Below are 9,878 nucleotides of genomic sequence, written 5' to 3' on the forward strand. Positions count from 1 at the left end.
GGCGTGGTCACCGGCTGGAAGGCCGCACTAGGCGAGCTCGCCCTCGTCTACCCCGACCGCATCAACCCCTACCTGTAGTAAACCCAATGTGACCCAAAATCAGTTACACAAACATCTTGACAAGCTCGGGCAGCGCGCGGCCCCGAGCACTTGGGGTTCACCCTATGCCGTTGTCGCAAGGAATCCGATGGTTTCGGGATCCGCCCGTTGTGAGGTTCGCCCCGCACCCGGGTGCGATCGCCGGCCCTTGGGCAGACACCTTTGGCGTCGGTACAGTCGCCTCACCAAGGATCGCGAGAGGACCTCACCATGCCCCAGCCCTGTTCTCACCTGGACGAAGTGATCTACGCCACCCCGTCGGCCAATGGCTGCGAGGACTGCCTGCGCACCGGTTCCAGGTGGGTCCACCTGCGGATCTGCATGACGTGCGGTCACGTCGGCTGCTGTGACAGTTCACCCAACCGCCACGCCACCGCACACTGGCACACCAGCCAACACCCGGTCGTCCGCTCCTTCGAGCCGGGTGAGGACTGGTGGTTGTGCTACGTCGACGAACTCGCCTTCCAGGTATCGGACGCCCCGCCGGCGCCGTCGTACCTCTGACGACCTCGGCCGGGCAGAACCGCCACCACCGCGCTGATGACGAAGGCCGCAACGCCCACCAGCGCAGCGATGCCCACCTGCGGGTAGGCTCCGTCCCAACCCTCGGCGGAGTTGTGCTTCAGCCAGATGCCGAAGTAGGCCCAGATCAGCACCAGCGCATAAGCCGGGTCACGGTCACGCAGGATCACCGCCACCGCGATAAGCGCACCCACTGCAAGAATGATCACAGCCCACGTCGGTTCCGCGATGCCGAACCCGTCCCAGCCGATGCTCACCAGCCAGATGGTGATGTTGGCGATCGTCGCCACGGTGACCCAGCCGAAGTAAACGCTGAACGGCAGCCGGACGAAGATTTTCTCCCGACCGGACAGTCGCTCCCGCTGGATCGTCCGGGTGATCAGGATGAGCAGCACAAGCAGGGTGGCCAGCAGCACTGTGGACAGTGCGATCAGGTCGTAGTGCCAGGTCACCAGCCACGAGGCGTTGACCAGGCTCGACACCGAGAACAGAAGCCCGACGCGCTGTAGCAACGACCGCCGGCCGGCTGCCTCACCGTCCCGTTGCCGGAACAGGCCGAGCTGGTAGAGCACGTGTGCTGCCAGCAGCAGGTAGATCACGCCCCAGACCGAGAATGTCAACCCTGCCGGGGCGAACAGGTTGGGGTAGGAGTCGGATATCTCACCAGTTGAACGCCCATTGATCGGCAGCGCGTTTGCCAGCGCGTTAGTGGCGATCATCACCAGGTAGGTGAGCACAACCAGAACCTTGACCGGCGTGCTGGCTGTCCGTGGCGGCGTCTGCATGGTTCCCCGATACGTCGCGGATGCTGGGCTGACCTCAGCGTACGGAACCGGTCCAACCGCCAGCGGTAACGGCATGCCGGATCTGACCACCGATGCCAACGGTTGCCACTAGGCTTGCTGCCCGAGCACCCGCACGACCGTTGGGAGTCCGATGTCCAGTTCGAACACGTCCCAAACCGCCCTCATCGTCATCGACCTGCAACGAGGGTTCTTTGAGAAGGACTCGCTCGCCGCGGAGGCCGGCCGGGTGGTCAGCAACGCAAACGCCCTGATGCGGCAGGCCGCTGGGCGAAGGGCACCGATCTTCGTGTACCGGACCGTGCACCAACGGGATCGTTCCACCTGGACGCTGTCCATGCTCGACGACGACCAGGGGTTCAATTTCGAAGGCAGCTCGCAGGCCGACCTGATGACCGGTCTGGAGGTGCCAGCGGGCAGCCACCACCTGACCAAGATCCGCGACAGCTGCTTCCACGGCACAGACCTGGCGCAGCGCCTACGCCTGCTGGGCATCAGGCGGTTGCTGCTGTGCGGTGTCGAAGCCGAGAACTGCCTGGCCATCACCGGCAGGGACGCCTTCGCCCACGACTTCATCGTCGGATTCGCCGTGGACGCGATCGCGTCCGGGCAACCGGAGCGTGGCCGCCGTGCACTCCAGGACAACCACACCGAGGTTCGGCAGCAACTGCTTGGCCTCGATGAAGTCGCCGACTGGTGGTGAGCCGGAGCGGCCCTAGAGGACAAGTAGTTGTCGCATTAATTGAATCGGATATGATTGAGTCATGTCGACCCCGTGGCTCACCAAGGACCAACTCACCGCCTGGCTGAAGCTCCAGGCCCTGGTTGAGTTGCTCCCGGGGGTGCTCGAGACCCAGTTGCGTCGTGACTCCAACCTCACCCACTACGAGTACCTGGTGCTGGCGATGCTGTCCGAGGCGCCAGACCGAACCCTGCGGATGTCCGACCTGGCCAGACGGACCAATGCGACGCTCCCCCGGCTGTCGCACGTGGTCAAGCGGCTCGAGGGGCGAGGACTGGTCGAACGTAGTGCCAGTAGCGAGGACGGCCGGGCAACCAACACCCGGTTGACCGAACAGGGTTGGCGGACGCTGGAGGCGGCCGCGCCGGGCCACGTCAGGCAAGTGCGGTCGGCAGTGATCGATGCCCTGTCGCCCGAGCAGGTCGACCAGTTGGACCAGATCGCTGACGCGATACTGCAGCGCATCGACCCCGATCGGCGGGTATACCCGATGCTGCCCGGCTGACGACTCGGAGCAGGCCCAGCAACCACCGCTGTGTGGAGCTGCTCGCGAGGGACCTGTCCGGGGTCACAGATCCTTGGCAGCCTCCAGCACGAGCCGCACCGTCTCGTCGACGCCCAGCCTGGGAACGTTGAGCACCAGGTCGTAGTACTCGTTGCCGGCCGGGTCGAAGTTGTAGGTCTTCTGTGACAAGGTGCGCCGGAACTCGTCCTCCTTGGGCAGCCGCTTGGTGGCCTGCTCCAGCGAGATGCCCTTCTCCCGTGCGGCGGCCTCCGCGCGAGCCTTGGGATGGCCGTCGAGCTTGACGTGGAGCGCCCGGGGATGTTGGTGCAGGATGAACGCGCCGTTGCGTCCAAGGACCAAACCGCCCTGGGCAGCCTCGGCACGGACGACCTTGGTGTTCCTGGCGGCCATCTCGACCCACGATTCCTGCTCATCGCGGGCACTGGTCGCCACGGCGTCGCCGATGTGCAGCGAACCGATGCGACGTACCATCCGCATGAAGCCACCTTCCTCAGCACGCGCGGCTTCGGCGGCCTCGATCTGCTCTGATGAGAACGCCTGCGCGTGCACTGGAACGCCGAGGTTCTCGGCGACCAGGGCCGCGACCTGTTCCATCCCGGAGCCATAGGTCTCCCATATGGTGATGACCAACGGCATCTTGCGTGCTGCTTCCGTCATGTGTTGCTCCTCATTGAGTGTGCGAGGGGGTCCCCGCAGCAATCCGGGGGGTCACCAACATCTTGCCTGATTATCCTGCCAGCCGGACGGCCTTCCGCAACCTCGACGCTCCTGTTTGGCCTGCTCAGGCTGACAGAAGTACCTCGGCGGCCGATCAACCGGCCTTCAGTGCGGCCGCCTGGCGAACGGCTTCCCTGGCGTCCATCTGGGCGACCTGAACCAGTTCCAGGCCCATCTTGGCCATGGTGTGCAGCATGGGCTGCCCGGCGTGGGCGAACAGCACCCGCTGCACCCGGTTCTCCTTCAGGAAGCGAACGATCCGGGCGTGGTGCTGGCCATGCTCGCCCTGGTCGTGCAGGACGTCCCAACCAACTTCATGCAATTGCCAGTCGGTGATGTCACCATCGGTGACGGTGGCGACCACCATCGTCTCCGCCTTACCGAACCTGGTATCCACCTGGCCTTGCGACGTCACGGGAACAGTGAGGATCATGCCGCCATTTCACCGCATATCACCCGGGCTGCAAAGCCGGGCGGGGAGCGGGAGCTGTTGGGCGTCTACGCCCCGGCAGGGCGTCCCAGCCGCCAAGTACCGTCTGCGGTCCGCCGCACCATGCCCAGCTGTTCAAGCTCGATCAACGCTGCCACCACGTCGGGGACGGGGTGACCACAGGCGATGGCCACCTCACCGGCGGATGCGGCCCGTCGTCCCGGCATCGCCTCCCGGATGGCGAGCAGTCGGGGGTCCAGCAGGTCGAGCGGCCGCTGCTCACCTCGGCTGGGCAGAACAGGGCCTCGTCCGATGGGAGCCAGCAGCGCGGCCACATCGTTGGAGTCGGCAACCAGGGTTGCCTGGCCGTCCCTGATCAGCCGGTGACAGCCGACGGACATCGCCGAATCGACCGAGCCCGGTACGGCCATCACGGCGCGGCCAAGTGCGGCCGCCCAGGACGCGGTGTTCTGTGCGCCGGAGCGCTGGGCGGCCTCCACCACCACGCAGCCGAGCCCGAGGGCGGCGATCAGGCGGTTGCGGGCCAGGAAGCCGGCCCTGGTCGGTGGCAGGCCGGGCGCGACTTCCGAGATGACCAGTTGCTCCACCGCGAGTCGTTCGAACAGTCGCGCGTTCTGTCTGGGGTATGGCTCGTGCAGGCCGCCCGCGTAGACCCCGATTGTGCGTCCACCGACCGTCAGTGCACCCTTGTGTGCTGATGCATCGATGCCAAAGGCACCGCCGGAGACCACGGTGTAGTCGTACCTGCCGGCGGACAGTTGCCCGGCCAGTTCGGTCGCGACCACCTCCCCGTACCTGGTGGCCGCCCGGGCGCCCACGATGGCGACCGCGTTGCCCAGCCATTGGTCGAGTCGAGCCGTCCCGAGCACCCACAGCCCGAGTGGTGCCCCACCCATGCCGCCAATTTCCTCGCAGCGGTCGAGGTCAGCCAGCCCGGCCGGCCACTCCGCGTCGGATGGCATCAGGTAGCGCAGCCGAAGCCGTTCGGCGCGGTCCACCAGGGCTGACGCGTCGGCTGTTCTGGCCCTGCGCACCCACGCGGAGTCATGCCCGCTGCGTCGCAATGCCGCCAGCGCGTCCGCGGCGCCATGCCCACTGATTAGCCTAGTCAGGCGTGGGTCGCCCGGTTCGCAGACTTGGCTCAACACCGCCCTGGCCAGGCGTTCGTCGTTCCAGTCGCTCATGCTGCACACCGCCAGGAGTCCTGCCGCAGGCCCAGCGCTCCGGCCACGTCGGCTCGAGACGGGCGGTCGTGGCCCTGCAGGTCGGCCAGCGTCCAGGCGATCCTCAGAACCTTGTCGACGCCCCGGGCGCTGAGCCGGCCGCTGTGCACCGCGTCGTCCACCAATGACATGCCCTGTGGTGCGGGCAGCTTGCGCACCTGGAAGCCCGGCACCTCGGCATTGGTGGTCCAGTCGGTGCCGGCCCACCGTCGCTGTTGTCGATCGCGGGCCTGCCGAACTCGAACGGCCACTTCCGCGGTGGGATCCCCGGCGGTGCTCTGCGCAAACACCCGGGTGCTCGGAAGCATCCGGTGGTGGATGTCGATCCGGTCCAGGATCGGCCCGCTGAGCCGTTCGTTGTAGCGGCGAATGGCCATCGGAGTGCAGGTGCAGTCGCCACCCGCCACACCCAGCGACCCACATGGGCACGGGTTGGCCGCCAACACCAGCTGGAACCGGGCGGGGTAGCGCACGTGGCTGGTGGAGCGGGCGATGGTGACCTCCCCGGTCTCCAGGGGGGTACGCAGTGCCTCCAGCGCACGCGGGTTGAATTCAGGTGCTTCATCCAAAAACAGCACCCCGCGGTGCGCCAACGAGATCGCGCCGGGTCGCGCTACCCGGGCGCCGCCGCCCACCAGTGCTGCCACCGACGCATTGTGGTGCGGATGTGAGTAGGGCGGACGCCTGATCAACTGGCCGGCCAGTTCGGTACCAACCAACGAGTGCAGGGCCGACACCTCCAAGGCGTGGGCATCGCTCAGCTCGGGCAGCAGCCAGGGCAACCGCTCGGCGAGCATCGACTTGCCGACCCCAGGGGCCCCGTGCAGGAACAGGTGGTGGCCACCGGCCGCGGCCACCTCGACCGCCCAGCAGGCCTCGGCCTGTCCCCGCACGTTCGCGAGGTCCGGGATTGCCTCCGGATCGGGGGCCGGGGGCTGCGTGGGTTGTTGGTGGCCGAGGACCGGGCGGCCGTGCAGTACCTCGACCAGGTCGTCCAGCCCCGAGACACCCCAGACGGTGATGCCTTGCACCAACTGCGCCTCGGTGACCTGTTGGGCCGGAACGATGGCGGTTGCGTGTCCGGCGTCGCGGGCAGCCAGCAGCGCGGGCAACACGCCTCGTACCGGGCGGACGCGTCCGTCGAGGCCCAGCTCACCAACCAGCACGCTGGACGACGCGATGCTGCGTGGTACCTTGTCGGCTGCGGCCAGCACAGCGGCGACTATGGCAAGGTCGTAGTGCGAACCGGCCTTGGGAAGGCTGGCCGGGGTGAGGTTGATCGTCAGCAGTTGCGACGGCCAGTCCAGTCCGGCGCCGGCGACGGCTGCCCGGCAGCGGTCGCGGGCCTCGTAGAGTGCGGCGTCCGGCAACCCGACCAGGACGGTTCTGGGCAGGCCCGAGCCGATGGCGGCCTCCACCTCGACCAGCACGCCGTCCATTCCGAGCAGTGCCACCGACCAGGCGCTCGCGGTGCTCACTGGATGCCCCTGACGTGGGTGATCCGGGGCCGGATGCCGGGAACCTTGACGATGCCGACCGCGTCCAGCCGCAACCCCGACAGCGGCTGCGAACAGGCCTGCCACCACTGACCGGCCAGTCGGCGCAGCCGGGAGTTCTTCTGTCGGGTGATCGCTTCCAGGGGGTCACCGAAGCCGGTGCCGCGGCGGCACTTGACCTCCACCACTACTCCGACCGGTGGTGCGCCCTCAACCGGTTCCAGCGCCACCAGGTCCAGCTCGCCGCCGTCGCCGCGCCAGTTCCGGGCAACCACCCGCCAGCCGAGTCCACTGAGGTACTCCGCTGCAGCCTGTTCGCCCCATGCTCCTAGCCGGGTGGGACCTGCCGCGTTGTTGATCTTGTTCATGTACACCTCCACCTTGTGCGGAGAAGATGGTTGTTGGTCGATGACCGGATCGGTCAGTTGTCCACAGGGGCAATCTCACGAACTTGCCAAGTGCCTGAGACAGTGGCAGCCAGAGCGAGCGGCCCAAGGTGCGAACCATGGGCTGGTCGGCGACAGCTGGCCGGCGTCACCTTCTCCAACGCGATGGACGAGCCTCGCGAAGTGCCCTTTGCAGGTGCACTTCCCGGCCAAGCCGAGCGATACAGCCCGCGAAACGCACCCGAGGCGTGCCCTTTCCGGCCAAGCGGACCGATCCTGCACGCGAAACCCCGGGGCGTGCACTTCCAGGCCAGGGCGACCAGTGCCGCCCGCGTTGATTCCCCGGGGAAGCCCTCAGGCCAGGCGGCGGTCACGGCGTCCACCAGTGGGCGCCCAACGGTTGGTCCGAGCCTGCCTGCTCCGACTCACTGGGGTGTGTGGTCCCGCTATTCCTGGTCGGGGATCTCCAGTTCGCGGTGCTGGATCTCCTCGATGGACACATCTCGGAAGGTCAGCACCTTGGCCGACTTGACGAACCTGGCCGGACGGTACATGTCCCACACCCAGGCGTCCCCCATCGACACCTCGTAGTAGACGTCGCCGCCCTCGGTGCGCACCTTCAGGTCGACCGCATTGCACAGGTAGAAGCGTCGCTCGGTCTCTACCGCGTAGGTGAAGATGTTCACCACGTCCTTGTACTCGCGGTAAAGGTCGAGCTCGAGCTTGGCCTCGTAGGCTTCCAGGTCGTCGGTGCTCATCGTGAGGACACTCTATCTGCTTGGGCGAGGCGCTGCCGATCGAGCGCCCGCCGCACGTTCTGATACCGCATCCGGTGGATCGGGCACGGCCCCAGTTCGTCCAGCCGCTCCTGGTGTTCTGGGGTGCAGTACCCCTTGTGGGCCGCAAATCCATAGCCCGGGTACTGGGCCTCGTAGCCGTCCATGAGCCGGTCGCGGGTGACCTTGGCGATGATGGACGCCGCAGCCACGCAGGCGGCCACCTGATCACCCTTCCAGACCGCCAGCCCCGGGATGCCCAGGCCAGCCACCGGGAAGCCGTCGGTGAGGGCGAAGGCGGGCGGCACATCCAACCGCAGCAGCGCCCGCCGCAACCCCTGCAGGTCGGCCTCGTGCATGCCGAGGGTGTCGCACTCCTCGGGCTCGACGGCCACCACCGACCACGCCACCGCCTTGGCGACGATCTGCTCGTACAGTCGCTCGCGGGTCTGCTCGGTCAGCAGCTTGGAGTCGTTGAGTCCCTCGATCAGGCGCGACCTCCGGTCGTCGAGGATGACCGCGGCGGCCACCAGTGGGCCGGCGCAGGCACCGCGGCCGGCCTCATCGGCGCCAGCGACGGGAGCGAAACCGGCCCGCGCCAATGCCCGCTCGTAGCCGTAGATGCCCCGACCAGGGCGGATCCCCTCACTCATCGCGGTGACCTGCAGGTGCCCTCGCCAAGAACCGGAGCCGCCGGCGCCTCGGCGCCGGGCGGAACGGCAGCGAAGGTGTCCGGCGTGGAGAAGAGCCGCCATCGGTGCGGCGGCAGCACCACCGACACGACCGGACCGACCACGTCCTCGACGGGGACGAAGCCATTCATTCCGGCGGGGACGCCGGGCTCGGTCGACTCACACAGGTGCAGCCGGGAGTCACCCGACCGGTCGCGGTGGTCACCGAGGACGAAGATGTGCCCGGCCGGCACCACGACGTCGAACGGGGTCTCGGATGGACGCACTGCCTGGCCAGAAGCGTCGGTGAACAGGTAGTCCGACTCGTCGAGGGGCACGCCGTTCACGATGATCCGGTCACTCTGGTCGCAGCAGGAGACGCGGTCGCCAGCGGTGCCGATCACCCGCTTGACCAGGTATCCCTGCGAGCTGTCCGGCAGCAGGTACAGCGCCTCGAGGACCTGGCGAACCGGATTGGTGCTGGCGGGTTGCGTGCCCATCCACTCGGCGGGCGGATCCTCGAACACCACGATGTCGCCGCGCGAGAAGTCGGCCAGCCGAATCGCCACGATCCGGTCGCGCTGCTCCAGGGTCTGCTCCATCGAGCCGCTCGGCACCTGGAAGACCTGGAAGACGAACACCCGGAGCAACGCGGTGATGACCAGCGCCACGACGATCGCCAGTGAGGCCTCGGCGAGAAAGCCGAAGAACTGGCCCACCGAGGACTTGGGCTCGTCCCGGCTGGACTGGGAATGGTGGGTCGCCCTTGGTTCGTCGAAGTTGACGCCGGATCGTGCGGTAGCCTCCTCGCCGGCGAGCTGTCCCGGTTGCTTCACTGTGAACTCCTCGCGTCGACGGGCGCGTCCAATCCTACGTCCCATGACACGGCAAGTCCCGGCACCCCCAGGTGCCGGGACCTCGCGCCAGAGGATGGCCGCCCTTAGCCGCGGTACTCCTTGATCTTGGCCGCCTTGCCGCGCCGATCGCGCAGGTAGTACAGCTTGGCCCGCCGCACGTCGCCGCGCCGCTCGACCTCGATGCGGTCGATGATCGGCGAGTGCAGCGGGAAGGTGCGCTCCACGCCGGTGCCATAGGAGACCTTACGAACGGTGAACGCCTCGGTGATGCCCTTGCCGTTGCGGGCGATGACGACGCCGGCGAAGACCTGGATACGTGACTTGTTGCCCTCGACGACCTTCACGTGCACGCGCACGGAGTCACCGGGCCGAAACGCCGGGACGTCCTGGCGCATCGAGGCCTTGTCGAGTTCGTTGATGATCGGGTTCATGATTGTCCTCGTCGGTGCCACAGGTCACCTCGCGGTTGGCTCGGTCGGATCCCCACCGTGCGGGCCGATCCCCCTGTGGCAGGAGCCGCACGCCAGAGCAACCTGACAATCATGCCACAGCCATCCTCGCGTGCCCAAACCCCGCGCCCAGTGGCCGGAACGCCGGACGGCGCCGGGG

The 9,878-nt window shown here is 67.4% G+C and carries 13 protein-coding genes; 3 read left to right on the plus strand and 10 right to left on the minus strand.

The genetic code is table 11. The annotated features are described in order from the left end of the window. Positions 1 to 309 precede the first annotated feature (309 nt). Positions 310 to 603 (plus strand): UBP-type zinc finger domain-containing protein, encoded by a 294-nt coding sequence (locus WBL05_RS12280; protein WP_424226283.1) that lies wholly within the window; start codon positions 310 to 312, stop codon positions 601 to 603. Here the strand turns inward: WBL05_RS12280 and WBL05_RS12285 are convergent. Further along, positions 543 to 1,358 carry a hypothetical protein gene (locus WBL05_RS12285; protein WP_424226285.1) on the minus strand — a complete coding sequence of 272 codons (816 nt, stop codon included), beginning with the start codon at positions 1,356 to 1,358 and terminating at the stop codon, positions 543 to 545. The two genes, WBL05_RS12280 and WBL05_RS12285, sit on opposite strands and share 61 nt — an antisense overlap. Positions 1,359 to 1,557: 199 nt before the next feature. On the opposite strand from WBL05_RS12285, the gene WBL05_RS12290 reads away from it, so the two are divergent. Both WBL05_RS12290 and WBL05_RS12295 read left to right on the plus strand, forming a co-directional pair. Beyond that, a complete protein-coding gene (locus tag WBL05_RS12290; RefSeq protein WP_424226287.1) occupies positions 1,558 to 2,127 on the plus strand; it encodes a cysteine hydrolase family protein in 570 nt (189 codons plus the stop codon). Between the two features lie 61 nt (positions 2,128 to 2,188). Further along, positions 2,189 to 2,671, plus strand: a complete 483-nt coding sequence (locus tag WBL05_RS12295) for a MarR family winged helix-turn-helix transcriptional regulator (RefSeq protein WP_424226288.1) — start codon at positions 2,189 to 2,191, stop codon at positions 2,669 to 2,671. A gap of 63 nt (positions 2,672 to 2,734) precedes the next feature. On the opposite strand, the gene WBL05_RS12300 is transcribed toward WBL05_RS12295, so the two are convergent. From WBL05_RS12300 to rplS, 9 genes are all read right to left on the minus strand, one after another. Then, positions 2,735 to 3,349, minus strand: a complete 615-nt coding sequence (locus WBL05_RS12300; RefSeq protein WP_424226289.1) for an AAA family ATPase — start codon at positions 3,347 to 3,349, stop codon at positions 2,735 to 2,737. A 154-nt stretch (positions 3,350 to 3,503) separates the two neighbouring features. Further along, positions 3,504 to 3,842, minus strand: a complete 339-nt coding sequence (locus WBL05_RS12305) for a NifB/NifX family molybdenum-iron cluster-binding protein (RefSeq protein ID WP_424226290.1) — start codon at positions 3,840 to 3,842, stop codon at positions 3,504 to 3,506. Between the two features lie 65 nt (positions 3,843 to 3,907). Then, a complete protein-coding gene (gene dprA, locus WBL05_RS12310) occupies positions 3,908 to 5,044 on the minus strand; it encodes a DNA-processing protein DprA (protein WP_424226291.1) in 1,137 nt (378 codons plus the stop codon). Beyond that, the gene (locus tag WBL05_RS12315) at positions 5,041 to 6,561 is read right to left on the minus strand and encodes a YifB family Mg chelatase-like AAA ATPase (protein WP_424226293.1); all 1,521 of its coding nucleotides are present in this window, start codon (positions 6,559 to 6,561) and stop codon (positions 5,041 to 5,043) included. The genes dprA and WBL05_RS12315 overlap by 4 nt, the downstream gene beginning before the upstream one ends. Further along, entirely contained in the window at positions 6,558 to 6,947 is a 390-nt protein-coding gene (locus tag WBL05_RS12320; protein WP_424226294.1) for a YraN family protein, read from the minus strand. Before WBL05_RS12320 ends, WBL05_RS12315 begins: the two co-directional genes overlap by 4 nt. Before the next feature lie 464 nt (positions 6,948 to 7,411). Further along, complete coding sequence (locus WBL05_RS12325; RefSeq protein WP_424226296.1) at positions 7,412 to 7,723, minus strand: DUF2469 domain-containing protein; 312 nt, start codon at positions 7,721 to 7,723, stop codon at positions 7,412 to 7,414. Then, a complete protein-coding gene (locus WBL05_RS12330; RefSeq protein ID WP_424226297.1) occupies positions 7,720 to 8,394 on the minus strand; it encodes a ribonuclease HII in 675 nt (224 codons plus the stop codon). The genes WBL05_RS12325 and WBL05_RS12330 overlap by 4 nt, the downstream gene beginning before the upstream one ends. Further along, positions 8,391 to 9,248, minus strand: coding sequence for a signal peptidase I (lepB, locus tag WBL05_RS12335; RefSeq protein WP_424226299.1), 858 nt, complete (start codon positions 9,246 to 9,248; stop codon positions 8,391 to 8,393). The genes WBL05_RS12330 and lepB overlap by 4 nt, the downstream gene beginning before the upstream one ends. Before the next feature lie 104 nt (positions 9,249 to 9,352). Beyond that, positions 9,353 to 9,700, minus strand: a complete 348-nt coding sequence (gene rplS / locus WBL05_RS12340) for a 50S ribosomal protein L19 (protein WP_424226300.1) — start codon at positions 9,698 to 9,700, stop codon at positions 9,353 to 9,355. Between the last annotated feature and the right edge of the window lie 178 nt (positions 9,701 to 9,878).

Source organism: Brooklawnia sp., from assembly GCF_049651565.1.
Taxonomy (GTDB): domain Bacteria; phylum Actinomycetota; class Actinomycetes; order Propionibacteriales; family Propionibacteriaceae; genus Brooklawnia.